This window comes from Streptomyces exfoliatus (genome assembly GCF_000725545.1).
GTDB classification, from domain to species: Bacteria; Actinomycetota; Actinomycetes; order Streptomycetales; family Streptomycetaceae; genus Streptomyces; species Streptomyces exfoliatus.
Genome location: NZ_JNZP01000012.1, coordinates 182,814 through 208,834, shown reverse-complemented (window position 1 = coordinate 208,834; position 26,021 = coordinate 182,814). Strand labels below are relative to the sequence as shown.

Sequence of the window (26,021 nt, the reverse complement as noted above, 5' to 3'; positions counted from 1 at the left end):
GCGGGGGCGCGCTCCGTACGGGCTGGCGGGAGAGGGGGATCGGCACCGTTGGAAACGCTGTCGGAAAGTTTCTGAAACATCTTGCGTCGGCGGGAAGTTACCGCCGCCGGGACCGGAGGTAAAGACTTCTGTCAGAAGTCGGGTCTAGGCTCGGGCGGCCCGCACGCGTGATCGACGTTCGAGAGGCTCCGATGAAACTGCCCACGCCGCTGCACGTGTTCAACGAAGGCCTGGCGTTCCTGCTGGAGCTCGCGGCCTTGGCCGTGCTGGCGCGGTGGGGGTGGGAGAGTGCGGAGAACCTGGCTCTCCGGTGGGTGCTCGCGGTCGCCGTGCCCGCCGTCGCGACCGTCGTGTGGGGCCTGTTCGCCGCGCCCAAGGCCCGGATACGGCTGCCCATCGCGGGGGTTCTGGTCGTGAAGGCCCTGGTGTTCGGGGCGGCGGCGGTCGCGCTGCACGACCTCGGCCGACCGGTGTGGGCCGTCGTCTTCGCCGCCGTGGCGCTCGTCAACACCGCCCTGGCGACGGCGGACCGGCAGGCCGCCGTGCGGCGGGCCGGCGGCTGAGCGGGGGCGGTGCGGAGTGGTGCGGAATCACGCCTCAGGGGCGCGGCCAGGGGCGGCCCTCCAGGCGTTCGATGTCCCGGTTGAAGCGTTCGAGGTAGGCCGCGAAGTGGGCCACGTCCTCGGGTGACCAGTGCTCCATCACCCGCTCCAGGCCGTCGATGTTCGAGGCCCGGTCGGCCTCAAGGCGCCGCTCGCCCTCCGCCGTGATGCGGAACTTGCGGGCGATCCCGCCGTCCGGGTCGGGGATGCGTTCGACGACGCCGGCGCGCAGCATCGCCGCGGTCTGGCGGTTGAGGGTGGAGGCGTCGAGGCCGAAGGCCTCGCTGAGCTGCCCGATGGACATGGGCCCGTGCATCCGGATGCGGCTCAGGACGACGTACGCGCTGCGGTCGAGCTGCCCGCCGGAGGCCCGGGAGCGAGGCGCGTACAGCAGGGAGTGCCGGCCGAGCAGCATGGTCTCGAACTCGACCAGATGAGTGGGCTTGTCCACGGGCTTGTCCATGGGGTCATTCTCTCCCGCCCTGATCGGATGTGCATCCTACATAATTTGTGTACCGAGCAATTGATGTGCATGATGCATAACCGACCCTCGGACCGGCTGGGGGAGACCGAGGGAGAACATCACGTGGACGGTTCCACGCCCGACACCCGGCCCGGACGCGTCGTCGGTGTCCTGGCGCTCGCCGGCATCGTCGCCGCACTCATGCAGACCCTGGTGGTGCCGCTCATCGGCGACCTCCCGAAACTCCTCGACACCAGCGCGTCCAACGCCTCCTGGGTGATCACCGCCACGCTCCTGGCCGGAGCCGTCGCCACCCCCGTGGCCGGCCGGCTCGGCGACACCCTCGGCAAGCGGCGGGTCCTCCTCGTCTCCGTGATCCCGCTGATCGTCGGCTCGGTGGTCTGCGCGCTCGCCTCCTCCGTCGTCCCGATGATCGTCGGACGCGGCCTCCAGGGCCTCGGCATGGGTGTCGTCCCGCTCGGCATCAGCCTGCTCCGCGACATCCTCCCGGCCGAGAAGCTGGGCGGCTCCATCGCCCTCATGAGCGCCTCCATGGGCGTCGGCGGCGCCCTCGGCCTGCCGTTCTCCGCCGCCGTCGCCGAGAACGCCAGCTGGCGCGTGCTCTTCTGGGTCGCCGCCGCGCTGAGCGTCGTCGTGGGCGCCCTGATCTGGCGCGTCGCCCCCGCGGGCCGCCGCGCCGCCGGCCCCGGCCGCTTCGACGTGCCCGGCGCGCTGGGCCTCGGCGTCGGCCTCGTCGCCCTGCTGCTCGCCGTCTCCAAGGGCGCCACCTGGGGCTGGGGCAGCGGCACCACCCTCGGCCTCTTCGCCGTCGCGGCCGTCGTCCTGCTCGCCTGGGGCCGATGGGAACTGCGTACCCGCGATCCCCTCGTCGACCTGCGGGTCACCGCCCGCCCCGTCGTCCTGCTGACCAACGCCGCGTCGGTCCTCGTCGGATTCGCCATGTACGCGCAGTCCCTCGTCGTCCCGCAGCTGTTCCAGCTGCCCGAGGCCACCGGCTACGGCCTCGGCCAGTCGATGATGGCGATGGGCCTGTGGATGGCCCCGGCAGGCCTGATGATGATGCTTCTGGCGCCTCTCGGCGCCAAGCTGTCGGCCGCCCGCGGCCCCAAGGTCACGCTCTCCGTCGGCGCCCTGGTCATCGCCGCCGGATACGGCTCCTCGCTCGCCCTGATGGGCTCCACCTGGGGCCTGCTCGTCGTCACGCTCATCTGCAACACCGGCGTCGGACTCGCCTACGGAGCCATGCCCGCCCTCATCATGGGCGCCGTCCCGCAGGAGGAGACCGCCTCCGCCAACAGCTTCAACACCCTGATGCGCTCCATCGGCACCTCTGTCTCGGCCGCCGTGATCGGCGTCGTCCTGGCCCAGATGACCACGACCCTGGGCGGCCACGCGCTGCCGTCCGAGGAGGGCTTCCGCGTCGCGATGCTCATCGGCTGCGGCGTCGGCCTGGTGGCCGCGGTCGTCGCCGCCTTCATCCCCGCCAGGGCCACGGCAGCCCCCTCCGAGGGCCTGGCGGGCATCGAGCCCGACGCCGCACCGCGCGCCCCCTCCGGGGCCACCGCCTAGGGTCCTTCGTTTGGATCAGGCCGGATCAGGAGCGGGCTCTGGTAGATGGGGTCTCCCCAGGCCCGCAGGGCCCAGGGGACGCCTCGCAAGGCGGAGGAGGGTGCCATGGCGGCGCCATGGCAACCGACGACAACGCGACGAGGTGCGGTGCCAGGGCCCGCGAGCCCGGCATGATCCAAACGAGAGGCCCTAGGTCGTGTCCGGCGGCCCGAGAGCCCGCACCGGCCGGGTGTCGACCGGTGCGGGCACGGAGAACGGCCCGCGCCCGCACCGGCCGACGCTCAGCCCTTGCCCTCCTCGACGCCCTCCAGCGTGAAGAGCGCCCCGTCCGGGTCCCGTACCACCACCGCCCTGCGCCCCTCGGCCTCCTCGGGGCCGCGAACCCCGCCCCAGTCCCCGCCCGGCACCACCGAACCACCGTGCGCCAGGACCGCCGCCGTCGCCGCCTCCGGATCGGGCACCCTGAAGCGCACCAGCCAGCGCGGACGCAGCTGCGGCCGGGGTGAACCGGACTCGACGGGACCGCTGTTCAAGCGGGCCACCGCTTCGCCCTCGCGCCGCAGCACCACCTTGTCCTGCTCGTACGACACCTCGTAACGGCCCGTGCCCTCGTCCGCCCAGCGGAGCACCTCGCCGTAGAACACGGCCGCCTCGAACGCGTCCCGCGTGTGCAGTTCGAGCCAGGCGGGCGCCGAGTGCTCGCCGATGTGCCACTGCGACTCCGTCCGCCCCTGCCACACGCCGAACGCCGCACCCTCCAGGTCGGTCGCGAGCGCCGCACGCCCCTCGGGCGGGTAGGCCACCGGCCCCACCCCCACGGTGCCGCCCCGCTCCCTGATCCGCGCCACCGCCGCGTCGGCGTCGTCCACGGCGAAGAACGCCGTCCAGGACACCGGTACGGACAGCTCGGCCGCGACGGCCGCGATCCCGGCCACGGGCACCTCGCCCAGCTCACCCACCGCGTACTTGCGCTCCTCGCCGCCCCGCCGGAACGTCCATCCCAGCACGGCCCCGTAGAAGCGCTCCGCCGCGTCCAGATCGCGCGCGTTCAGACTCAGCCAGCACGGTGCTCCCACCTCCTCTCCGGTTGTCGGCCCCGACACCGGCACCACCTCCTCGTCGTCCTGCGTGCAGCGTGCGTCGTGCGCCCCTTCCCCGGTCCGCCGCACCGCATGCGCGCGTTCACCCACGTGCCGCCGATCACCACCCGCCCGGGTGCGCCGACGGCGCCACGCCGGCCTCCTCCCCGACCTGCCGGCCGAGCGCGACCGAGAGGTGGTGGTGGAGGGCGCCGAGGACCGGCTCCCCGGGAGGGAACAGGCCGGTGGCGAGCTTCCAGTAACGGATGATCACCGGGCCCTGGCTCCCGGCGAGCAGCGGGACGAGCCCACGCCGGAACTCCGGCGAGTCCACCGCCCCGCGCGCGCGTGCGTAGGCGCCGACGAAGCAGTCCAGGGCCCCGCCGTCCTGCGGGTCGTGCCCGGCCCGAACCTCCGCCGCGGCCAGCGCGTACGCCTCCGCGAGCCCCTCGTACAGCACCGCGGGACGGTACTCCCCGGCAGGCAGCGGCGGCGCCGGTCGGGACTCCGGACTGTCGAGGCGCGGATCGGACACGAGCGCGTGCAGCTTGGCGAAGTCGAGGACCTGCGCGGGCGTCGGCTCCTCCGGGAGCCCCGGCACCACCGAGTCGAGGACCATCGAAACCACCCGGCCCGGCAGCCGGACCGGGAGGATCCGCCGCCAGAACCTGGCGAGCGCGTCCGTGCCCGGCGGCACGGAGACCGCGCCGAGCAGCCGCAACCGGTCGGCGCGTTCCCCGGCCGGGCAGTCCTTGAGCAGGAGCAGCGAGGCCTCGCGCCAGCGCAGCGCGGCCAGTTGGGAACCCAGCTCGCGCAACTGCCCCGCCACGACCTCCTCCAGGGCGTCGTCCCGTGCGAGCACCCGCTCCACCTCGGGGACGGGCAGGTCGAGGGCGCGCAGTGAGCGGATCAGCCGGAGCCGGCCGAGTGCCTCCTGCCCGTACCGCCGATGCCCTCCCGCGCTGCGCGCCGCCTCGGGCAGCAGCCCGCGGTCGGTGTAGTAGCGCACCGTCTTCACGGTGGCACCCGCCCGCGCGGCGAGCTCCCCGATGCTCCACAGTCCCTCGGACACCACGGCGCGAGCCTCCCTCCGGTCGACTCCAGTGTCCTGTACGGCCCGTTCGCGATCACCTCCGCCCGTCGCCGTCCTTGAACCTCCCGCAGGGGGAGTTCCTAGCGTGGCGGCGAGGAGTCACCCGACGGGCGAGGAGACGATCATGACGGCGTTCGTACTGGTTCCGGGCGCGTTCACCGGCGGCTGGGTGTGGGAGGAAGTGGCCGCACGCCTGCGGGAGGCGGGCGCGGAGGCGTATCCGGCGACCCTGACCGGTATGGGGGAGCGGCGGGGCGGGGCGGGACCCGGCACCGGTCTTGGGACTCACGTCGAGGACCTGCTGCGGCTGATCGACGGCATCCGTACGCCCCGGGTCGTGCTCGTCGGCCACGGGTACGGGCTCCACCCCGTCCTCGCCGCCGCCGACCGGCGCCCCGGGCGGGTCGCCCGGATCGTCTCCCTGGACACGGCCCTGCCGCAGGAAGGCGAGACCGCCCTGGGCTCCGTGCCCCATCCCGAGGTACGGGCGCGGCGGACGGACGGCGTCCTGCCCGCCGCGGACGACGGGTGGATCCCACCGCCGCGGCCGGGCACCTGGTCCCGCTGGGGCAGCACCGAGGGGGTGCCCGCCGAGGCTCTGGATCGCCTTGAGCGCCTGGCCTCGCCCCAGCCGGCGGGCACCTTCACCCAGCCGCTCCGGCTGTCCGGCGCGGCCGCCGCACCGCCGACCACGGGCGTGCTCTGTACCGCCAACGGCTCCAGCGTCGACCTGGTGCGGATGCTGGTGGAATCGGGTCCGCCGCAGTTCCGCGCGCTCGCCGACGACCGGTTCCGCTTCCTCGACCTCGGCACCGGACACTGGGCGATGCTCTCCGCGCCCGGCGAACTGGCCGAGGTGCTGCTCCAGGCGGCGGCCGGTGAGGGGCACCGCGTCACCGCGCCCGAGCGCGACCCCGAGCACGAACGGCCCCCGCATCTCCTGCCCTTCCTCCTCGACGTACCCGAGGTGCCGCGCGAGCGGCGCGGACGCGTCGACCTCCACCTGCCGGAATCCGGTCGGCCGAGGCCCGCGATCGTGTTCGTCCACGGTGGCCCCGTCGCCGTCGACCAGCGCCCCACCCCGAGGGACACGCCGTTCTTCCTCGGGTACGGCAGGTACGCCGCGGGCCTCGGCGTCGTCGGCGTCACCCTGGACCACCGGCTGCACGGCATCGCCGACTACCCGCGCGCCGCGGACGACCTCGCCGAGGCCGTCGCGCTGGTCCGCGCCGACCCCCGCGTCGACGAGGACCGGATCGCGCTCTGGTTCTTCTCGACCGGCGGGCTCCTGGCGGCGGACTGGCTCGCCGCGCCCCCGCCGTGGCTGCGGTGCGTGGCCGCCAACTACCCCGCCCTGGCACCGCTGCCCGGCTGGCGGACCGTGGACTCGCGCTTCCGCCCCGTCGCCACTGTCGGGACGGCGGACGGGCCGCCGATCGTGCTCACCCGGGCCGGGCGCGAGCATCCGGCCTTCGCGGCGACGGTCGAGGAGTTCCTGACCGCCGCCGGGAGGACGGGCGCCGACGTCGAGGTCGTCGACGTCCCTGACGGGCGCCACAGCTTCGAACTGGTCGACCCCACCGACGAGTCGCGCGCGGCGGTGGAACGGGCCGTGCGTTCCGTCCTCACGCACCTGAGGAGTTGAGGTCGCACGGAGGAGTCGGGGCGGCACGAGGGGCGGATCCTTCACGTGGCGTTGATCATGCTCTGGTCAACCGGGCGGACGCCCACTACTGTCGCAGCACCCTTCAAGATCAACTGCGTTGAGCAGGGACGAGAACCTCAGAGGAGAACGTCGTTGAGAACCCTCCACAAGAGGCGAGCGCCACTGGCGGCGATCGCCGCCGGCGCGGTACTCGCCGGACTGACCCAGGCGACCGCCTGGGCCGAACCCCCGCCCGCCGCACCCCCGGCGGCCGTCACCACCGGCACCGCCCCCGCGCCGGACGACAGCGTTCCGGCCGCCGACCGGTCCCAAGTCCTCGGCGAGGACTGGCAGAAGTCCACCGACACGGCCTGGACGACCACCGGTGACGCCCAGGGCTTCCACCTCCTGACGGCCACCGAGCGGAGCGGCTACGCCTGGAAGACCCTCGCGTCCCTCGCCGAGCCCGGCTTCGACGCGGACCAGTGGATCGGCAACGCCTGCGTCACCGGTTCCGGCAAGCGGGCCGTCGTCGTCTACGCCCCGCGCACCTTCACCAACGACCCCCGGCTGATGGCCCGCGGCGGATTCTCCGCCGTCGTGGACCTGACCAGCGGCGCCGTGACCAAACTGAAGGTCAACGCCTCACTGTCGTACTACGACCCCGGCTGCGGTACGGGCGAAGAGGCCGTCCTCACCCAGTCCCCGGGCGAGGACAAGCGGCAGACCCGCCTGTTCCGCGTGAACGCGGCCACCGGAGAAGTGAGCGAGCCGGTCGTCGTCGACGGCCAGATCACCTCCTCCGTACCGGCCGGCGACGGGAAGATAGCCGCCGCCTCCGGACGCACCCTGGTCGAGATCGACGGCAAGGGCGCCAAGAGGAAACTCGCGACGACGGGCACCGTCCCGTACCGCATCAGCAAGGACGGCGACGGCGGTTACGTCTTCCTGGAGCGCGTCCAGCGCGACAGCCTCAAGGAGAACGAGACCGCGCTCGTCCGCCGCTGGGCCGACAAGAAGGTCTCCCGGCTCGGCCACGGACCGCTCGCCGACACCGGTCTCGCCCGGGTCGGCGGCCAGGTCTACCTGACCGGCGGAATCACCACGGAGACCGGCCTGCCCGCGTCGGTCACCCGGCTCGCCGGAGCCCACAAGGACGCCACGCTCTCCACCAGGGGCACCGCGATCGTCCAGCACACGGTCTGGGCGGACGGCAAGGGATCCCCGCAGTACCTCCAGCCGGAGAAGGCCACCGACGCCCGCCCCGTGAAGATCGACACCACCCTGCGGGACACCGGCAGGAGCGTCGGCTTCACCGTGACCCCCATGGCGGCCACCGCCCCCGAGTGGGAGACCTCCCGCATCCCCTCGCCACTGCTCCCCAAGGGCGACGGAGCGGGCAAGGGCAAGGCCACTGCCCGGACCGGCACGGACGGCCTGTCCGCCCAGTCCGCGGGCGCCCGCCCGCTCACCGCCGCCACGACGCTCGCCGCCGCCTCCGCCACGGAGATCGTGGAGTCGGAGCGCACCTGCTCCGTGCCGCGCAGCGACCCCCGCAACCAGGCCATGCAGCCCAAGCCGCGCCAGGTCGAATGGGCCGTCGACAAGGCCATCACGGGCAAGCTGAACATCGGCGCCTCGCGCCCGGCGAACTGGAAGAACCTGGGAATGCCGGCGTACGCGCCGCAGACCCTCTTCCCGAACCCGGTCCTCGAAGGCGGCGGCCGTGTTCCCGCGCAGGTGATGCTCGGCATCACCGCGCAGGAGTCGAACATGTGGCAGGCGTCCCGCTCCGCGGTGCCCGGCGTGACCGGCACCCCGCTGATCGGGAACTACTACGGCGTCGACTACTACGACGGCAACCCGGCCAACGACTGGGACGTCAACTGGTCGGACGCCGACTGCGGTTACGGCATCACCCAGGTCACCGACCACATGCGCATGGCCGGCCGCGAGCACGGCAAGGGCGGCACCGCCTGGGACTACCAGAAGCAGCGCGCCGTCGCCCTGGACTACGCGGCGAACGTCGCCGCGGGCCTCGGCATCCTGGTCGAGAAGTGGAACCAGACGAAGACGGCAGGACTCGTCGTCCACGACGGCAACCCGGCCAAGCTGGAGAACTGGTTCTTCGCGCTGTGGGCCTACAACAGCGGCTTCTACGAGAACGTCAACTACAACGAGCCCTGGGGCGTCGGCTGGGCCAACAACCCCGCCAACCCCGAGTGGGACGCCGGCCGGCTCCCGTTCATGGAGACCCGCCTCGGCGCCGAGGACGCCTCCGCCGCCGCACGCCCGCAGCACTGGCCGTACCCCGAGAAGGTCCTCGGCTTCGCCGCGCACCCGCCGTCGTTCCTGGAGTCCCCGGGCGTCCTGGTCGCCGCGTTCCGCGCCGCCTGGTGGAACGGCACCACCGAGGACGCCACCGTCCAGGGCTCGGCGAAGTACAACCGCGCCCGGGTGAAGCCGCCGGAGGACCTCTTCTGCGGCGTCTACAACTGGTGCGAGCCCTCGAAGATCTCGGACACCGCGAAGAACGAGCCCGGAGCGGGACCCTGCACCCGCGACGACTTCAAGTGCTGGTTCCACCTGTCCGTCCAGTGGAAGACCGACTGCTCGTACTCCTGCGGCAACGAGCTCTTCCGCTTCACCTCGCCGGACTACGACGCCGAGCAGGCCGACGGTACGGCCTACCCGCCGAACTGCACCCGCTCCGGCCTGCCCGCCGGCGCGCTCGTCGTCGACGACGTGCCCGGAGGAACCCCGTCCGTCCGGCCCGGCTGTGCCAACAGCGACTGGACCAACTCGGGCAGCTTCACCGCCGACTTCCCGGGCGAGTCCGGAATCGCGCATGACGGAACCGCCACGACGGTGTACCCCGGCAAGGTCGACCTGCACCAGCTCGGCGCGGGCTTCGGCGGCCACTTCTACTTCGGCCACACCCGGGACCTCGCCGCCAAGGGCGACCGTCTCAACTTCACCGGAACCTGGACGCTGAACCAGGCCCGCACGGACTGGATGCGCGTCCTGGTCCACCTCCCCGACCACGGCGCCCACACCCAGCAGGCCCGGTACGACATCGACACCGGCAACGGCTTCGACCGCCACCGCTATGTCAACCAGAAGCGCGGGACCAACGGCTGGATGTCCCTGGGCGCGTTCAAGATGAACGGCGTGCCCCGGGTCAGGCTCACCACCGAGACCGAGGACGGCACCGGGGACGACGACGTCGCCTTCGACGCCGTCGCGTTCCAGCCGCTGCCGGGCAAGCCCCAGCAGGTCGTGCAGATGGGCGACTCGTACGCCTCCGGTGAGGGAGCGGGCTCGTACGCCAAGGACTCCGACAACGACGTCGACACCAACGCGCGCTGGAACGCCTGCCGCCGCAGCGCCAACTCCTGGGTCCGCAAGACCACCCTGCCCGGCCGGTCCGCGTCCGTCGGCACCCTCGCCGACAACTTCTCCTCCGAGCTCGAGCTCCAGAACGTCTCCTGCTCCGGCGCCCGGACCTTCCAGCTGACGACGGGACACCCCGTCGACGGGAACGGCAACGAGAAGTGGGGCTTCGACGGCAACTTCCACGAGCGGTTCCAGATCGACTCCGGCGTCCTCAGCGGTGACACCGACCTGGTGACGCTCACCGTCGGTGGCAACGACGCCGGCTTCCCGACCGTGATGCAGGAATGCGCCACCCTCGGCTGCCCGGCGGAATCCGAGGTCCACGCGGACATCGACGCGGCCATGCCCAAGATCGAGGACGTGCTGCGGCGGATCCACTCCGAGGCGGGCAACGCGAAGATCGTCCTGCTCGGGTACCCGCAGATCTTCAACGAGAACTCGCTCACCTGCGTGAGCGGCGTCGGCGGCGCGGGCATGATCCGCATCAACGACAACGCGGTCTACATGGAGGGCAAGCAGCGGGCCGTCGTCGACAAGCTCAAGGCGGAGGGACTCCCGGTCTTCTTCGAGTCCCCCGACGCGGACTTCGCGGGCCGGCGGGCGTGCGACGACCCCGAGGGCATCAACAAGATCGTGACGGCGGGCAAGGGCCCCGGTGACTTCAAGTGCGAGCTCGGCGGCACCTGGTGCATCAGCCGTGAGAGCTACCATCCGAACAACACCGGCACCTCCGCGTACTCCGCGGCCTTCCGCCGCGCGGTGGACAACCTCCCCAAGTAGCGACGGGAACCAGTGAAAACAGAGCGAAAAGGAAGGACCGCACCCTGGGCCAAGGCCCTGGGTGCGGTCCTGCTCGTCCCGGTCATGGTCGTCGTGGCCCTGTTCGCCGTCGCCCGGCACCGTGAGGGCGACCGGGAACGGGACGCCTTCGACGCCACCGTCACGGACGCCCGGCGCTTCGCCGACGCCCTCGCCGGCCGGGGTGCGGCTCCCTCCCCGCAGGACGTACGGGACGTCCTCGCCGAGACGGCAGGCCACGGCCGGGGCGACGGGGTCCTCCACGAGGTGCGCCCCGCAGCGGACGGCACCCGGGTCATCGTCCAGTTCTCGCGCGTGTACGAGCGGTCCCCGGCCCTGTTCGGCCCGTCGACGACCACGGCCGACCGTTGCTTCACGATCGACCTCCCGGTCCTCCCGGCCGACGAAGCGCCCGAAGGGACCGAGGCCCGGGTCACGGCGCACGGCCCCGACGAATCCTGTCTGGACGTGGCGTCCGCAGCCCCCGGACGAGGGGAAGCTCCGCGTTAGCGGAACGTGAGTGAGACGTGAGTGGCGGCAGGGACAGTGGTGACCGCCGCACAGACCGGATTCGGGGCGGGCCGTGGGGGCCCGCCCCGAGTCCTTTTCAGCCGTGCTCGCGACGGGTCAGCCGGCGACGGTCGCGATGGTGGCGGCCGTGACCACGATCATCGCGGCCTGCATGTCACGGATCGCCCGGCGCACGCCCTCCGCCGCCCACTCACCGGCCGTGATCTCCTCCAGACGCGCCGCGATCTCCTTGCGGGGCACGTCGGGGAAGGCGAGGCGGTGCAGCTTGGCGCCGTGGATCAGGGCGAGGAGGCCCGTGGTGCGGGCATGGTGGGTGGCGCCCTCGACGACCACCGCGCCCAGCCTGGCCCGCAGCTCCCGCTCGACCGAACCGTCCGCCTCCGGATAGCGGGAGACGGGGAAGAGCCCCAGCACCCGGTGCTGCTCCTCGCGCACCAGACCCCGCTCGCACAGGCCGGCGACCGTGGCCTTCACGGCCTTGGCGTGGTCCTTGGTCAGCCACTCGGTGACCTTCGGAGCCTTGCCCTTCTTCCCGCACCAGACGACGAGCTTCCCGAGGCGCTCGTCGAGAAGCGGCACTTCGGTGGGCGTCGTGTCCAGCACCCTCAGCCGCCCGTCGTCGACCGACACGCGTCCTGCCAGGACGAGATCGAGCAGGATTCCTCCCGCGACGGCCCACGCGGCGGACTGCCGTTCCTTCGCCGCCCCGGACTCGTCGTCCAGCGACAGCAGCATGATCTCCTCCGCGAGCGTGACCGCCACCCGATATCCCTTGCCTTCCGCACGTACGTCCCTGGGGCCGGACAGCTTCCGGCACCCCTCGCCCCTGAGGACGACCGGAACGCGCCGACGGTTCCCTCGCCGGCGCCGCCGCCCCTCGTGACCTGGGGCGTTCCGCTCGGGCGGGGAACACCGGAGGAGGCGTGACGACGTTGGTCTGGACCGCTGGGGGTCGGGGCGTCAAGCTCTCGGTATGGACTTGGAGTTGAGGCACCTGAAGACGATCCGGGCCATCGCGGACGCGGGGAGCCTCACGCGGGCCGCGACCGCGCTCGGCCTCGCGCAGCCCGCGCTCAGTGCTCAGCTCAAACGGATCGAACGGGCCCTGGGCGGCGCCCTGTTCGAGCGCGGAAGGGAGGGCGTGCGCGCCACGGCCCTCGGCGACCTGGTCCTCGACCGGGCCCGGGTGGTGCTCCCCGCCGTCTGCGAGCTGCAGGAGGAGGCGGTGCGCTTCGCGCGCGACGGAGCCGAGGGCTACCGGCTCGGCGGGACGCACGGGCCGATGCTCGGCGGCCTCGTCGACCGGATCGCGCGCACCGACCCCGGGGCGCCGGTGACCACGTACACCTCGTGGTCGGAGCGTGACGTCGCCGGCGGGGTCGCCGACGGGCGGCTCGACTTCGCCCTGGTCGGCGTCTGCGGGGAGAGCGGCCCGCCCGAGGCGGGACGGCTCGCGTGGACGGAGGTCGCCCGCGACCCGGTGTACGTGATGCTGGCCGCCGACCATCCGCTGGCGCCCCGAACTGAGATCGACCTCGCCGAACTGGCGGCGGAGGCCTGGACCGACGTGCCGGGCGACGGCTGCTTCGGCGACTGCTTCGCCGCCGCCTGCGTGCGGGCGGGGTTCACCCCGGCCTGCGTGTACGAGACGGACACCGCGTCCTGTGTGCACCTGGTGCGGGTGGGGCGGGCGGTCGGCCTCTGCCGGGCCACCTTCCCCGCCACCCCCGGGCTCGTCACCCGCCCCCTCGCCGGCGCCCCGCTCGTGTGGCGGCACCTGCTGGGCTGGCATCCCGAGGGGCGGGCGGCCGGGCGGGCCGCCGCCGTGCTCGGGCACACCAGAGCCGCCCACGCGGAGGCGCTCGCGACCAGCGCCGGCCGGTCACCGGCTCAGGGGCCGCGCGAGGGAAGCCCGCGGTGACACGCCATCAGCCGTCCCGGTTCCTCGCCATAACGCGATGACAGGGGCCGACCGACAGCTGCCGCCCGCTTCCCGTCCTCCCTACGGTTCCAGCAGATCCCCACCCATGAACCGAGGAGACACCCCATGCTCCGACGACACGCCCGTACGGCGTGTACCGCCCTCGTCGCCGCCGGACTGGCGCTGGCCGGGCTCCAGGCCGGTTCCGCCAACGCGGCTCCGCACGCCCCCGACCCGCACCGCGCGCCGACCGCCAGGACCGCCGCCCAGGCCCTGGGCGCCGACTCCGCCGCCCCCGAGCTGCTCGACGCCATGCGGCGCGACCTGGGGCTCAGCCGCTCCCAGGCGCTGACCCGGCTCGCGAACGAGGCCGAGGCGGGCGCCACCGCCGCCCGGCTCCGCCAGGGTCTGGGCGGTGCCTTCGCCGGCGCGTGGCTGGACGGCGCCGAGGCCGGGACCCTGACCGTCGCCACCACCCGGGCGGCGGACACGGCCGCGATACGGGCCTCGGGAGCGTACGCCCGGCTCGTGACGCACGGTCTGACCACCCTGGAGCGGGCCAAGGAGACCCTGGACCGGTCCGCGACCGTCGACGCACCCGTCCGCTACGTCGACGTGCGCGCCAACGTCCTGGTCGTCGAGGAGACCAGGACCGGTGCGGGGGAGCGGCTCGTGGCGGCCGCCGGGGTCCCGCGCGAGCTGGTCCGCGTCGTCCGCACCGAGCAGGCACCCCGCCCGCTCCACGACATCCGGGGCGGCGACGCCTACTACATGGGCGGCGGCGGCCGCTGCTCGGTCGGCTTCGCGGTCACCCGGGGCACCACGCAGGGCTTCGCGACCGCCGGGCACTGCGGGCGTGCGGGCACCACCACCAGTGGCTTCAACCAGGTCGCCCAGGGCACCTTCCAGGGCTCCGTCTTCCCCGGCAACGACATGGCCTGGGTCGCCGCCAACACCAACTGGACCTCCACCCCGTACGTCAAGGGCGCCGGTGGCGCGAACGTCCAGGTGACCGGTTCCGTCCTGCAGCCCGTCGGCTCCTCCGTGTGCCGCTCGGGATCGACGACCGGCTGGCACTGCGGGACCGTGCAGCAGCACAACACGAGCGTCACCTACCCCGAGGGCACCATCTCCGGGGTGACCCGTACGACCGTCTGCGCCGAGCCCGGCGACTCGGGCGGCTCGTACATCTCCGGCAGCCAGGCCCAGGGCGTGACCTCCGGCGGATCCGGCAACTGCTCCACCGGCGGTACGACGTTCTTCCAGCCGCTGAACCCGTTGCTGCAGAACTACGGCCTGACGCTGAGGACGACCGGCGTCGACCCGGGCCCCGGCCCCGGCGAGCCGCAGCCGGGCGGCACCTGGGCGGCGGGCAAGGTCTACGCGGCCGGTGACGTGGTCACCTACGGCGGCACGAGCTACCGCTGCCTCCAGGGCCACCAGGCCCAGACCGGCTGGGAGCCGCCGAACGTCCCGGCCCTGTGGCAGCGCCTGTGACGACCGTGCTCCGGCGGTGCTGAACGGGGGGCGTCGCGTCCGGACGGGGGCGGCGCTGAACGGGGGGCGGCGCGTCCGGACGGGGGGTGTCGCCGTGCCCGAGGGGGCGGCGACACCCCTCGTCCGTTCAGGCGTTCTCCGGGAGCTCGCGGAGATACGCCTCCAGCTCCGCCGCCCCGGCCAGCATCGCCCGTCCACGGGCGGACAGGCGCCCGTGCCAGTCGGACAGCGCGGCCGCAAGCGGCTCGAGGCCGCCGGCCGCCCGCACATGGGCGATCAGTCGCGCGATCCGCTCCAACGGATAGCCGCCCCGGCGGAGTTGACGGGCCAGGCGGGCGTCCCGTACGTCCGCCTCGTCGTAGACGCGGTATCCGGTCCGAGGATCACGGCGCGGGCTCACCAGGCCGGCCTGCTCCCACTTGCGCAGCGTCGCGGGCCGGATTCCGAGCCTCCGCGCCAGCGGTCCGACGAACGTGCCACCGGGTCCGGATGTGGCGGCGGGTGCGGTCTCCGCGCCCGCCGTCAGGTCCCGGAGGGCGCTCTCCACGGCCTGGAGGGTCTGCCGGTCGTCGAGGAGCCCGGCATGGCTCTCGTCGATGAGGCGGAACGCCTCCTCCACCGCCCCCTGGTTCACGGCCCGCATGATCGACGTCGCCGTCCGGTGGCCGTGACCCGGCACCAGCGCGAGAAACGCGCGCAGGGCCGCCGCGTGCAGTGCGGTGTAGGTGCGGTAGCCGTGGGGTGTGCGACCGGCGGCCGGAAGGATCCCGGCCTCCTCGTAGTTCCTGATCGCCTGCGTGGACAGACCGTGCCCGCGCGCCAGGTCGATCGGCCTGAGCCTTCCACCGGTTTGAAGGTTTTGCCCCATGAGGCCGACGATATCGCGGGAAAGTCTCAACCGAGAGTTCAGCGATAGCGTTGAAGGCATGGCGACCGACACCAACACCGCTGACCTGCAGACCGCTGACCTCCGGACCGCTGACGCCCAGAGCGCTGACATCGAGACCGCGGTCGAGAGCGCTGCCATCGAGAGCGCCGCCCACACCCTCGACGCCGCCGCCGTCATGGGCATGCTCCAGGCCCGGCCCCGGATGCTCGCCCTCGGCGAGCCCACCCACGGTGAGGAGACCCTGCTCGAACTGCGCAACGACCTGTTCCGGCAACTCGTCGAGCAGGAGGGCTACCGGACGATCGCGATCGAGAGCGACTGCGTCAGGGGACTGCTCGTCGACGATCACGTCACCTCCGGGAAGGGCACGCTCGACGAGGTCATGGAGCACGGCTTCAGCCACGGCTGGGGCGCCTCGCCGGCCAATCGCGCACTCGTGCGCTGGATGCGCGCCCACAACGAGGGCCGGCCCGTGTCCGACCGGCTCCGCTTCGCCGGATTCGACGGCCCGCTGGAGATCGCCGCCGCCGAGAGTCCCCGGCAGGCCCTCACCGCGCTCCACGGCTACCTCGCGGCCCGGCTGGACGCGGACCTGCTCCCCTGCACCACCGAGACGCTCGACCACCTGCTCGGCACCGACGACCGGTGGACCGAACCCGCCGCGATGAGGGACCCGTCCCGGTCCGTGGGCAGGTCGGCCGAGGCCGGCGAGCTGCGGCTGCTCGCCGACGAACTGACGGCGCTGCTCGACGCGTGGACACCGCGGCTGATCGCGGCGACCTCGCCGGACGCCTGGGACCGGGCGCGACTGCACGGGCGCACCGCCCTCGGGCTGCTGCGCTACCACTACTGGATGGCAGACGTCTCACCGGCCCGCCTGACCCGGCTCGTCGGCGTCCGGGACCAGATGATGGCCCACAACCTCCTCGCCGTCGCCGCACGGGGCCCGGTCCTCGTGTACGCCCACAACTCCCATCTCCAGCGGGAGGAGAGCACGATGCGGATGGGCGGGGCGCCGCTGGAGTGGTGGAGCGCCGGAGCGCTGGTGAGCGCAGAACTGGGCGCGGAATACGCCTTCGTCAGCACGGCCCTCGGCACGATCAGGCACCAGGGGGTCGACGTGCCGGAGGCCGACACGATCGAAGGGCTCCTCTACGCCCTGCCGGAGGACAGCCTGGTCGACGCCCGGCGCCTGGCCACCGTCCTCGGTGACACCCGCCCCGCACCCCGCGTGTCCCCCTGGTTCGGCTACGCCCCGTTCGACCCGGAGCACCTGGGGGACAGCGACGGCATCGTGTTCGTCAAGGACGCCCAGCACTAGGGCCTCTCGCTCGGATCATGCCGGGCTCGCGGGATCTGACCGGTCTGATCCGGACTCATCGACAAGACAGCCCCTAGGGCGCCTCCGTGATGCCCCCTCGGGTGATGACCTCCGCGTACCAGCGGGCGCTGTCCTTGAGCGTGCGGCGCTGTGTCGCGAAGTCCACGTGCACGATGCCGAACCGCTTGCTGTAGCCGTACGCCCACTCGAAGTTGTCCAGGAGCGACCACAGGAAGTACCCGCGCACGTCGGCGCCGTCGGCGAGGGCGCGGTGCACCGCCGCCAGGTGCGCGTGCAGATAGGCCACCCGCTCCGGGTCCTTCACGTTCCCGGAGGGGTCGGCGTAGTCGTCGTACGCCGCGCCGTTCTCGGTGATCATCAGGGGGACGCCGGGCAGTTCGTCCCGCAGCCTGACGAGGAGTTCGTGCAGCCCGTCCGCGTCCACGGGCCAGTCCATGGCGGTGCGCGGACCGGGCGCGGGCTCGAACCGGACGTGCTGCTCCGCGCCCGCCCACGCCGACGGCGATCCGGAGGCGCCCGCCGCGACGACGGAGGGCGAGTAGTAGTTGATGCCGAGGAAGTCGAGCGGCGCGGCCGCCGTCGCCAGGTCGCCGTCCCGGACGAAGGACCAGTCCGTGACCGGCGCCGTGTCGCGGACCAGGTCCTCCGGCAGCCGGCCGTGGAAGACGGGATCGAGGAAGATCCGGTTGGCGACCGCGTCGATGCGGCGGGCCGCGTCCACGTCCTCGGGGGCCTGCGAGAGGGCCCGTACCGCATGGAGGTTGAGGGTGAGGGACACCTCCGACGCAGCGGGCAGCGCGCCCCGGAGCGTACGGGCCGCGAGCCCGTGCGCGAGGTTGAGGTGGTGGGCGGCACGCAGCGACTCGAGCGCGCTGGTGTGCCCCGGCGCGTGCTCGCCGCTGCCGTAGCCGAGGAAGGCCGCGCACCAGGGCTCGTTGAGCGTGGTCCAGGTCGCCACCCGGTCGCCGAGCGCGTCCGCCATGATGCCCGCGTACTCGGCGAAGCGGTACGCGGTCTCCCGGTGCGGCCAGCCGCCCGCGTCCTGCAGCTCCTGCGGCAGGTCCCAGTGGTAGAGCGTCGCCACCGGGCGGATGCCGGCCTCCAGGAGCCGGTCGGCGAGGCGCCGGTAGAAGTCCAGGCCCTTGCGGACGGCGGGTCCGCGTCCGGTCGGCTGGACCCGGGGCCAGGCGATCGAGAAGCGGTAGTCGGTGACGCCGAGGCGCCGCATCAGGGCGACGTCCTCGTCGACCCGGTGGTAGTGGTCGGCGGCGATGTCACCGGTGTCGCCGTTGCGGACCTTGCCGGGTGTGCGGCTGAAGGTGTCCCAGATGGAGGGCGTGCGGCCGTCCTCCGTCGCGGCCCCCTCGATCTGGTAGGCGGCCGTGGCGGTGCCCCAGCGGAAGCCCTCGGGGAAACGGAGGACGGTCGTGGTGTCGGTGCGGGCGTCGAGCGCGGTCATGGGGTGGGAACTCCCTGGAGTGAGACGTCTGGGGTGGGGCGGGTGGAGCGCCGGTCGACCCGGAGCGGCCGTTGTTCCGTCGATCAGCCCTTGACCGCGCCCTGCATGATGCCGCCGACGATCTGCCGGCCGAGCAGGCCGAAGACCAGCAGCACCGGCAGGGTGCCGAGCAGCGTGCCGGCCATGATCACGGACTGGTCGTGGACGTAGCCGCCGCCGAGCTGACGCAGGGCGACCTGGACGGTGGGCTCGGACGACGTGAGGGCGACGACCGGCCAGAAGAAGTCGTTCCACGCGGCCATGAAGGTCAGCAGGCCGAGGACGGCCATGCCGGGCCGCGCGATCGGCACCACGATCGACCAGAAGATCCGGGCGGTGGAGGCGCCGTCGACGCGGGCGGCCTCGATCAGCTCGTCCGGCAGCGCCTGCGTCAGGTACTGGCGCATGAAGAACACCCCGAACGCGGACACCAGGCCCGGCAGGATCACCGCCTGGAGCTGGTTCACCCAGCCGAGCTCGGCGATCAGCATGAACAGCGGGATCACGCCCAGCTGCGGCGGGATCATCATGGTGCCGACGGTGATCGCGAGCAGCGCGCCCCGGCCCCGGAACCTCAGCTTGGCGAAGGCGAAACCGGCGAGCGTGCAGCACAGCACGGTGCCGAGGGTGATCGATCCGGAGACGATGAGCGAGTTGAGGAGGGCCTTGCCGATGTCCGCCTCTTCGAGGACGGCCTCGAAGTTCTTGATCAGGTTCGGTCCGGGCAGCAGGGCCGGCGGGACCTTCGCCAGGTCGGCGTTGGAGCGGCTCGCGGCGACGATCGTCCAGTAGAAGGGGAAGGCGGAGAAGAGCACGGCGACGATCAGGATCGCGTAGGCGAGCGGACCGGCGTGCAGGGTGCGGCCGGCCCGGCGGGCCCCGCGCCGGGGCACGCGCGCGCGTACGGGGGCCGGGGGAGTGGTCCCCGGGTCGGTGGGTCCGGTCGGGGCCGGGGTGGCCGCCGGGGCGGTCGGCGCGGTCATCGGCCGGCCTCCTTGCGGGAACGGCGGCGCACGATCAGGGCGTTGGCCCCGACGAGCACCACGATGAGCAGGAACATCACCCAGGCGATGGCGGCGGCCCTGCCCAGGTGGAAGAAGCCCCAGCCCTGCTCGTACATGTACAGGCCGAGCGTCTGGTACTGGTGCGAGATGCCGCCCGAGATCGACCCTTCGAGCAGCAGCGGCTCCCCGAACAGCTGGGTCGCGCCGATCGTCGAGACGATGACGGTGAACACGATGGTGGGCCGCAGGCCCGGCAGCGTCACGTGGAAGAACTGGCGCCACCGCGAGGCCCCGTCCATCGCGGCCGCCTCGTACAGCTCGTGGGGGATCGACTGCATGCCCGCCAGGTAGATCAGCGCGTTGTAGCCGGTCCAGCGCCAGATCACGACCGTGGACACGGCGATCTGCGAGGCGACCGTGCCGTTCTGCCAGTCGACGGGGTCGATGCCGACCAGGCCCAGGGCGTAGTTGATCAGCCCGAAGTCCCGCCCGAAGAGCTGGGCGAAGACGAGGGTGGCCGCGGCCACCGAGGTCGCGTACGGCAGGAGGACCGCGGTCCGCAGGAACGTGCGGCCGCGCATGCGGTAGTTCAGCAGATGCGCGAGGCCCAGGGCCATGACGAGCTGCGGAACGGTGGACAGCACACCGATGGTGAACGTGTTGCGCAGGGAGGTCCAGAAGTACTCGTCGCCGAAGAGGGCGGTGTAGTTGCCGAGACCGCGCCACTCCATCTCGCCGGGCGTCTGGAGTTCCACCCGGTACAGCGAGACGAAGGCCGTGTAGATCAGCGGGAAGAGGCCGAAGGCGGCGAACAGGGTGAAGAACGGGGCGAGGTAGGCGTACGGCGAGAACGTCTGCCAGGCCCGCCGGGCGGATCCCCGCCGCGCGGGCGGCGGAACCGGCCTCGGCGGCGCCGGGCTCTCGGATGCGATGAGGGTCACGGGGCGGGCCCTTCGGAGGGGAGCGGGGGCGGAGGCGTACGGGAGGAGGCGTGACTGAGGAGGCGTGTCCGAGGCAGGGAGGGTGGAGGCGTACGGGAGGAGGCCTGCCTGAGGAGGCGTGTTCGAGGAGGCGTGGGGGAGCGGGCAGGTAGGCCGGCGCGCGTCCGCCGGCCCGTCGCCGCCCGTCAGCCGATCGTGTTCGCGACGCCCTTCTTGGCGTTCGACCAGGCCTTCTCGGGCGAGGTCCCCTTCCGCTCCACCTCGCTCAGCGCGTTCGTGATCTGCTGCGCGATGTTCTGGTCGTGCACGCCGAGCACCTGGACGGGGGCCGCCTTCGCCGCCTCGCCGAAGATCCGGCCGATCGGGGCGTCGGAGAAGAACGGGTCCTTGGCGTCGGCGACCTTCGCGATGGCGCCCGTGGCGGAGGGGAAGTTGCCCTGCTTCTCGAAGAGCCGGGCCTGCTGCTCGGGGGCGGTCAGCCACTTCACCAGCTCGTACGCCTCCTTCTTGTGCTTGGCGGCCTTGGGCACCGCCAGGTAGGAGCCGCCCCAGTTGCCCGCGCCGCCGGGCAGCGCGGCGACGTCCCACTTGCCCTTGCCGGCCTCACCGGCCTGGCCCTTGATGTAGCCGAGCATCCACGCGGGGCACGGGATGGTGGCGAAGGAGCCGGCCGCGAAGGCCTGGTTCCACTGCGGGGACCACTGGTCGAGCTTGGCGCTCAGACCGTCCTGGGCCGCCTGGACGGAGTGGTCCCAGGCGGTGCGCAGGGCGGGGTTGTCCTCCCAGATCAGCTTCCCGGAGGCGTCGTAGTACCGCTCCTTCTCCTGCCCGATCATGATCGAGTAGAGGCTGCCGACGCTGTCGAGCCAGGCGCTCTTGCCGGGGGCCTTCGCCTTGTACTGCTTCCCGAGCGCCAGGTAGCCGTCCCAGGTGGCCCACTTCCGGGCGAGTTCCTCGCGGTCGGTCGGCAGTCCGGCGGCCTTGAAGAGGTCGGTGCGGTAGCACATGGCCTCGGGGCCGACGTCCGTGCCGAGTCCGAGGATCTCGCCGCCCTTGCCGGTGGCGGCGGCCCACTTGGCGGGGGCGAACTGGTCCTTGAGCCCGTCCGCGCCGTACTTGCGCAGGTCCTCGAACCGTTCGGCCTGCTGCTGGGCGACGGAGGCGATCCGGCCGACCTCGATGCCCTGGACGTCGGCGAGGCCGGCGCCCCCGGCCAGCCGGGTCTGGAGGGACTTCCAGTAGTCGGCCTCGTCCTCCGTGTCCGTCTGCTTGATGGTGACGCCGGGGTGGAGCTTCTCGTACTCGGCGTACAGCCCGGCCTCCTTGTATCCGAAGGAACCGAACAGGTCGACGGTGAGGGTCACCTCGCCGCCCGCACCGTCGGCGGAGGTGTCGTCCGAGGCGCCTCCGCAGGCGGCGAGCAGGGCTCCGGTGAGCGCGACCGCTCCCAGGCGGACGGCGGCTCTTCTCGTGGTGGTGATCGCGGCTCGGGCGATGGGCATGGGAAGCCTCCCTTGGCTCCGGAACGAGCGAGAGGCTCTGAGAGCGCTCTCAAGCGTGCGGGGGGAGCGTGCCCGTGCAGGAGTCCATCCGTCAAGGCTCGAAGGCGTAACGGACGGGACGCACTCTCAACTCCCGCCTGTGTTCAACCTCTTGACACAGTTGTTTCGGCGGTTTTACGTTTCCGGCGATCTGAGAGCGCTCTCTGACGACATGAGGTGCCGTTCATGCCAGCCCCCCGCAGAAGGCCGGCCGCCGCGCTGGTCCTGGTCTCCGCCCTCGCCGCCCTGGGACTCGGCCCCGCCGCCGCCCCGGCCGCCGCCGCCACCGTCCCCACGGGCGCCGGAAGCTACTCCGACACCCGTCCGACCGGAACCTCCGGCCCCACCACCAACACCGGTGCGCCCGTCACCCCGAAGGTCACCCCCGCCGCCCAGGGCAAACCGGTCCCCACGAACGACTGGTGGTCCTCCCTCGCCTACCAGCGGTACGGGGACAACCCCTACTCCACCCCCATGTACGGGCATCCGCTGACCTACCAGGCCGTGTCCGGGGGCCTTGAGATCGGCTATCCGACCACCCCCGCCGTCGTCGGTGAGGGTCGCCAGTACGAGTTCGCCCACAAGCGCGATCTCACCCTCGGCCTCACCGGCCTCAACTCGCCCGACACCAAGGCCGACGCCTGGTCCGACTGGACCGTCACCCCCTACTGGTCCGACGGCGCCCGCACCCTGCGGACGACCATCGGCCACGGAATGCCCTTCGTGTACGCCAAGGGCTCCGGCGGCGACGCCCGGATCACCACGGCCACCGCGCCCGCCGTCTTCGCCGACCAGGGCAACGTCCTCGGCATCACCGTCGCCGGACACCACTACGCCCTCTTCGCGCCCGGCGGCACCGACTGGAACGTCTCCGGCTCCACCATCACCGCGGGCCTCGGCGGCAAGGACTACTTCTCCGTCGCCGTCCTCCCCTCCACGGACGCCCTCGCGACCTACCGGAAGTACGCCTACAGCTTCGTCACCGGATCCACCGTGAACTGGAGCTACGAAGCGGGCACCGTCCGGGCCGCCTACACCCTCACCACCGAGGCCAAGGAGGGCACCGAGCGCGGCACCCTCCAGGCGCTCTACCGCCACCAGTGGCTGCACACCACCGACCCGCTCACCCCGTACACGTACGTCTCGCCCCGCGGTGCCATGAAGGTCCGGGAGGCGGCCACCTTCACCACCACCCAGAAGGCCGCCCCCACCCTGCCCGGACTGCCGGGCGGCACCGGAGTCGACCCCGCCCGGCTGCGCGGCTACCTCAACGAGGTCGCCAACTCCGCCGACCCGTTCGCCGGAGCCGTCGACACCTACTGGACCGGCAAGGCTCTCGGCAAACTCGCCCAACTGGTGCCGCTCGCCGAGCAGATCGGAGAGACCGCGCTCCGCGACAAGCTCCTCGGCCAGATCAAGGGCCGCCTCCAGGACTGGTTCACGGCCGGTGGGGCGAGCGAGTTCTCGTACGACGCGAACTGGAAGACCCTCACCGGCTACCCGGCCTCCTACGGCAGCGACACCGAACTCAACGACCACCACTTCCACTACGGCTACTACGTGTACGCCGCCGCGATCGTCGCCCAGTACGACGCGGCCTGGGCGGCGGACTCCGCCTGGGGCGCCATGGTCAAGACCCTGGTGAGGGACACCGCCAACCCCAGCCGCACCGACGCCGCCTACCCCTTCCTCCGCGGCTTCGACGTCTACGCGGGACACAGCTGGGCAAGCGGCCACCAGGGCTTCGCCGCCGGCAACAACCAGGAGTCGTCCTCCGAGTCGACCAACCTCAGCGCCGCCCTCGTCCTCTGGGGCTCGGCCACCGGGAACACCCAGCTCCGCGACCTGGGCACGTACCTGCTGACCACCGAGGGCGAAGCCATCGCCCAGTACTGGTTCGACGCCGACCAGCAGGTCTTCCCCGGCTCCTTCCAGCACGACACCGCCGGCATGGTGTGGGGCAGCGGCGCCGCCTACTCCACCTGGTGGACCGCCAACCCCGAGGAGATCCACGGCATCAACGTCCTGCCGGTGACCGGCGGCTCGCTCCACCTCGGCGGTCACAAGGACGCCGTCCGGCGCAACATCGCCGAGCTGGAACGCGAGAACGGCGGACCCGCCGTCGAATGGCGCGACATCCTGTGGGAGTTCCAGTCCTTCGCCGACCCCGGCGCCGCCAAGGCCAAGTGGGACGCGGGCCATGCCGGCTACACCCCGGAGGCGGGCGAGTCCAAGGCCCACACCTACCACTGGCTCACCGCGCTCGACACCCTCGGCGCCCCCGACGCGACGGTCACCGGATCGATCCCCACCTCCGCCGTCTTCGCCAAGGGAACCGCCCGCACGTACGTGGCCCACAACCACGGCTCCACCGCCCGCACCGTCACCTTCTCCGACGGCAAGTCCCTGTCCGTACCGGCCCGTTCCACCGCGACCGGCACCGGTACGGGCGGCCCGGGAACCGACCCGGACCCGGAGCCGTCCACCGGCAACACCTTCCAGCTCCGCACCGGCGGCGCGCTCACCACGGCCACCGGGGCCACGGCCGGAAGCGACACCATCGCCTCGGCGCAGGGCGGCAACCACGACGGGACGCCGAACCGGCCGCTCGTCTACGAGGTCAGGGGAGTCAACGGCACCCTCAAGGCCGGCGTCTCCACCGCCTTCCGCCTCCAGGTCGACGCCGGAACGGCCGTCGGGCTCGGCCAACAGGCCCGGATCAGCTACGACCTCACCGGTGACGGCACCTTCGAACGGACGGAGACCTACCACTACTTCGCGACCGACCCGGTGACGGGCTGGGAGGAGTACGCCCACTCCCGCGGACTGAAGTCCGGGGGGGGGGGGGGGGGCCCGGGCCCCCCCCCCCCCCCCCGCCGTTTCTCGTGCCTGCTCAGGCGATACCCCGAGAGGCCGACAGCCGGTCGGGGGGATGCCCGCTCAGGCGGAGGCGCGGCGGACCAGCGAGGTCGGGGTGATCACGGAGTCCGGGATCCCGGCCCCGGTGCCGTCGAGCCGCCGCATGAGCAGCTTGACCATGAGCCGGCCCATCCCCTCGATGTCCTGGTGCACGGTGGTCAGGGCGGGCGAGGTCCTGTCGACCACCGACGCCATGTCGTCGAAGCCGACGACCGCCACGTCCTGCGGCACCCGTACGCCGCGCTCCCGCAGGGTCAGCAGCGCACCCGACGCCATCAGGTCGTTGGCGACGAACACCCCGTCCACGTCCGGCCGCTGGTCGAGCAGCTCGGCCATGGCACGGGCGCCGCTCTCCTCCGTGAAGTCGCCCACGCGCAGCAGCGCGGGATCGGCGTCGATGAGGACGTCCCGGTAACCGTGCAGCCGGTCGACGGCCGACGTCTGGTCGGCGGGCCCCGAGATGTGGGCGATGCTCCGGCACCCGCGCCCCACCAGGTGCCGCACCGCCTCGCGGGCACCCCCGCGGTTGTCGCAGTCGACGAAGGGCACGGCCGGGTCGATGCCGGGCGCGGGCCGCCCGCCGAGGACCACCGGGATCCGCGCCCCCTCGATCACGGCCGGCAGCGCGTCGTCACTGTGCAGCGAGAAGGCGAGCGCCCCGTCGACATGGCCCCCGCCGAGATAGCGGGCGATCCGCTCGTGGTCTCCCGGCCCCTCCACCCACAGCAGCACCAGCTGGGCGTCGTGCGCCGTGAGTTCCCGGCTGATGCCCCGCACCTGCTGCTCGAAGAACGGGTCGGAGAAGATCCGGAACTCGGGCTCCGCGATGATCACCGCCACCGCGCCGTTGCGGCGGGTGACCAGCGTGCGAGCGGCGTGATTGGGGACGTAACCCAGCTCGTCGACGGCCCTGCGCACCTTCTCGACCAGCGGAGCGCGTACGCCCGCGCCCCCGTTGACGACCCGGGAGGCCGTGGCGCGGGACACGCCGGCGCGAGCGGCGACGGCTTCCAGCGTGGGGCGGGGCCCCGTGGTCTGCTCGGGCAAGGCGGGCGCTCCTCGACTGCGGGGTACGGGCGGCGGGCTGCGTGGTGCGTACTGCGGACTGCGGACTGCGGACTGCGGACTGGGGACTGCGGTCTGGGGACTGCGGTCTGTGCGGGTCTTGTCGGTTCTGTGGGTCCGCGTGCCTCAGGATATCCGGAGCGGCCATCGTTCTGAGAGCGCTCCCAGAATGCGGCGGGCTGAGCGCCTCGACCACCGCCGCTCGTG

At 72.6% G+C, this 26,021-nt stretch carries 18 protein-coding genes and 1 pseudogene; 9 read left to right on the top strand and 10 right to left on the bottom strand.

All coding sequences use genetic code 11. The features are described 5' to 3' along the window. Positions 1-191 precede the first annotated feature (191 nt). On the top strand, positions 192-563 hold the full coding sequence (locus IO20_RS0115070) for a YrdB family protein (RefSeq protein WP_030545463.1): 372 nt from the start codon (positions 192-194) through the stop codon (positions 561-563). A 34-nt stretch (positions 564-597) separates the two neighbouring features. Here the strand turns inward: IO20_RS0115070 and IO20_RS0115065 are convergent, their stop codons facing one another. Further along, positions 598-1,065, bottom strand: coding sequence for a MarR family winged helix-turn-helix transcriptional regulator (locus tag IO20_RS0115065; protein WP_030545462.1), 468 nt, complete (start codon positions 1,063-1,065; stop codon positions 598-600). Positions 1,066-1,188: 123 nt separating this feature from the next. On the opposite strand from IO20_RS0115065, the gene IO20_RS0115060 reads away from it, so the two are divergent. Then, the gene (locus tag IO20_RS0115060; RefSeq protein WP_030545460.1) at positions 1,189-2,655 is read left to right on the top strand and encodes an MFS transporter; all 1,467 of its coding nucleotides are present in this window, start codon (positions 1,189-1,191) and stop codon (positions 2,653-2,655) included. 281 nt (positions 2,656-2,936) lie between these two features. On the opposite strand, the gene IO20_RS0115055 is transcribed toward IO20_RS0115060, so the two are convergent. Both IO20_RS0115055 and IO20_RS0115050 read right to left on the bottom strand, forming a co-directional pair. Beyond that, entirely contained in the window at positions 2,937-3,731 is a 795-nt protein-coding gene (locus IO20_RS0115055) for a VOC family protein (protein ID WP_245684955.1), read from the bottom strand. A 124-nt stretch (positions 3,732-3,855) separates the two neighbouring features. Continuing rightward, the gene (locus tag IO20_RS0115050) at positions 3,856-4,806 is read right to left on the bottom strand and encodes a MerR family transcriptional regulator (RefSeq protein ID WP_078945797.1); all 951 of its coding nucleotides are present in this window, start codon (positions 4,804-4,806) and stop codon (positions 3,856-3,858) included. A 145-nt stretch (positions 4,807-4,951) separates the two neighbouring features. On the opposite strand from IO20_RS0115050, the gene IO20_RS0115045 reads away from it, so the two are divergent. The 3 genes from IO20_RS0115045 (at position 4,952) to IO20_RS37620 (ending at position 11,176) form a co-directional block, all read left to right on the top strand. Then, a complete protein-coding gene (locus IO20_RS0115045) occupies positions 4,952-6,472 on the top strand; it encodes an alpha/beta fold hydrolase (RefSeq protein ID WP_030545454.1) in 1,521 nt (506 codons plus the stop codon). Between the two features lie 153 nt (positions 6,473-6,625). Beyond that, on the top strand, positions 6,626-10,648 hold the full coding sequence (locus IO20_RS41990; protein WP_051874205.1) for a golvesin C-terminal-like domain-containing protein: 4,023 nt from the start codon (positions 6,626-6,628) through the stop codon (positions 10,646-10,648). A 12-nt stretch (positions 10,649-10,660) separates the two neighbouring features. Continuing rightward, complete coding sequence (locus IO20_RS37620; RefSeq protein WP_157850776.1) at positions 10,661-11,176, top strand: hypothetical protein; 516 nt, start codon at positions 10,661-10,663, stop codon at positions 11,174-11,176. A gap of 117 nt (positions 11,177-11,293) precedes the next feature. On the opposite strand, the gene IO20_RS0115030 is transcribed toward IO20_RS37620, so the two are convergent. Further along, positions 11,294-11,959 carry a GOLPH3/VPS74 family protein gene (locus IO20_RS0115030; RefSeq protein WP_030545449.1) on the bottom strand — a complete coding sequence of 222 codons (666 nt, stop codon included), beginning with the start codon at positions 11,957-11,959 and terminating at the stop codon, positions 11,294-11,296. Positions 11,960-12,170: 211 nt separating this feature from the next. Here IO20_RS0115030 and IO20_RS0115025 point away from each other — a divergent pair, with 211 nt between their 5' ends. Together IO20_RS0115025 and IO20_RS0115020 are read left to right on the top strand one after the other, a co-directional pair. Continuing rightward, the gene (locus IO20_RS0115025) at positions 12,171-13,118 is read left to right on the top strand and encodes a LysR family transcriptional regulator (protein ID WP_030545447.1); all 948 of its coding nucleotides are present in this window, start codon (positions 12,171-12,173) and stop codon (positions 13,116-13,118) included. A 126-nt stretch (positions 13,119-13,244) separates the two neighbouring features. Further along, entirely contained in the window at positions 13,245-14,615 is a 1,371-nt protein-coding gene (locus tag IO20_RS0115020; RefSeq protein WP_030545445.1) for a carbohydrate-binding protein, read from the top strand. A gap of 127 nt (positions 14,616-14,742) precedes the next feature. On the opposite strand, the gene IO20_RS0115015 is transcribed toward IO20_RS0115020, so the two are convergent. Beyond that, positions 14,743-15,483, bottom strand: coding sequence for a TioE family transcriptional regulator (locus IO20_RS0115015; RefSeq protein ID WP_030545443.1), 741 nt, complete (start codon positions 15,481-15,483; stop codon positions 14,743-14,745). A gap of 196 nt (positions 15,484-15,679) precedes the next feature. Between IO20_RS0115015 and IO20_RS0115010 the strand changes: the two genes are divergently transcribed. After that, the gene (locus tag IO20_RS0115010; RefSeq protein WP_051874227.1) at positions 15,680-16,825 is read left to right on the top strand and encodes an erythromycin esterase family protein; all 1,146 of its coding nucleotides are present in this window, start codon (positions 15,680-15,682) and stop codon (positions 16,823-16,825) included. A gap of 73 nt (positions 16,826-16,898) precedes the next feature. Here the strand turns inward: IO20_RS0115010 and IO20_RS0115005 are convergent, their stop codons facing one another. The 4 genes from IO20_RS0115005 to IO20_RS0114990 all read right to left on the bottom strand — a co-directional run bounded on the left by IO20_RS0115005 (position 16,899) and on the right by IO20_RS0114990 (position 21,791). Next, positions 16,899-18,305 carry a GH1 family beta-glucosidase gene (locus IO20_RS0115005; RefSeq protein WP_030545439.1) on the bottom strand — a complete coding sequence of 469 codons (1,407 nt, stop codon included), beginning with the start codon at positions 18,303-18,305 and terminating at the stop codon, positions 16,899-16,901. 83 nt (positions 18,306-18,388) lie between these two features. Further along, entirely contained in the window at positions 18,389-19,327 is a 939-nt protein-coding gene (locus IO20_RS0115000; protein ID WP_030545437.1) for a carbohydrate ABC transporter permease, read from the bottom strand. Continuing rightward, positions 19,324-20,289 carry a carbohydrate ABC transporter permease gene (locus IO20_RS0114995; RefSeq protein WP_030545435.1) on the bottom strand — a complete coding sequence of 322 codons (966 nt, stop codon included), beginning with the start codon at positions 20,287-20,289 and terminating at the stop codon, positions 19,324-19,326. The genes IO20_RS0115000 and IO20_RS0114995 overlap by 4 nt, the downstream gene beginning before the upstream one ends. 185 nt (positions 20,290-20,474) lie before the next feature. Next, a complete protein-coding gene (locus IO20_RS0114990) occupies positions 20,475-21,791 on the bottom strand; it encodes an ABC transporter substrate-binding protein (RefSeq protein ID WP_030545433.1) in 1,317 nt (438 codons plus the stop codon). 225 nt (positions 21,792-22,016) lie between these two features. Between IO20_RS0114990 and IO20_RS0114985 the strand changes: the two are divergent. Beyond that, positions 22,017-24,683 (top strand): annotated as a pseudogene (locus IO20_RS0114985) (glycosyl hydrolase); the annotation flags it as partial. Between the two features lie 87 nt (positions 24,684-24,770). Here the strand turns inward: IO20_RS0114985 and IO20_RS38565 are convergent. Next, positions 24,771-25,796 carry a LacI family DNA-binding transcriptional regulator gene (locus tag IO20_RS38565; protein ID WP_030545430.1) on the bottom strand — a complete coding sequence of 342 codons (1,026 nt, stop codon included), beginning with the start codon at positions 25,794-25,796 and terminating at the stop codon, positions 24,771-24,773. Positions 25,797-26,021 lie beyond the last annotated feature (225 nt).

Bases quoted from the DNA above. Each gene is read 5' to 3' on its own strand.
- IO20_RS0115070 (WP_030545463.1), top strand. From the start codon at position 192: ATGAAACTGCCCACGCCGCTGCACGTGTTCAACGAAGGCCTGGCGTTC.
- IO20_RS0115065 (WP_030545462.1), bottom strand. From the start codon at position 1,065: ATGGACAAGCCCGTGGACAAGCCCACTCATCTGGTCGAGTTCGAGACC.
- IO20_RS0115045 (WP_030545454.1), top strand. From the start codon at position 4,952: ATGACGGCGTTCGTACTGGTTCCGGGCGCGTTCACCGGCGGCTGGGTG.
- IO20_RS0115025 (WP_030545447.1), top strand. From the start codon at position 12,171: ATGGACTTGGAGTTGAGGCACCTGAAGACGATCCGGGCCATCGCGGAC.
- IO20_RS0115020 (WP_030545445.1), top strand. From the start codon at position 13,245: ATGCTCCGACGACACGCCCGTACGGCGTGTACCGCCCTCGTCGCCGCC.
- IO20_RS0115015 (WP_030545443.1), bottom strand. From the start codon at position 15,483: ATGGGGCAAAACCTTCAAACCGGTGGAAGGCTCAGGCCGATCGACCTG.
- IO20_RS0115010 (WP_051874227.1), top strand. From the start codon at position 15,680: ATGGGCATGCTCCAGGCCCGGCCCCGGATGCTCGCCCTCGGCGAGCCC.
- IO20_RS0115005 (WP_030545439.1), bottom strand. From the start codon at position 18,305: ATGACCGCGCTCGACGCCCGCACCGACACCACGACCGTCCTCCGTTTC.
- IO20_RS0115000 (WP_030545437.1), bottom strand. From the start codon at position 19,327: ATGACCGCGCCGACCGCCCCGGCGGCCACCCCGGCCCCGACCGGACCC.
- IO20_RS0114990 (WP_030545433.1), bottom strand. From the start codon at position 21,791: ATGCCCATCGCCCGAGCCGCGATCACCACCACGAGAAGAGCCGCCGTC.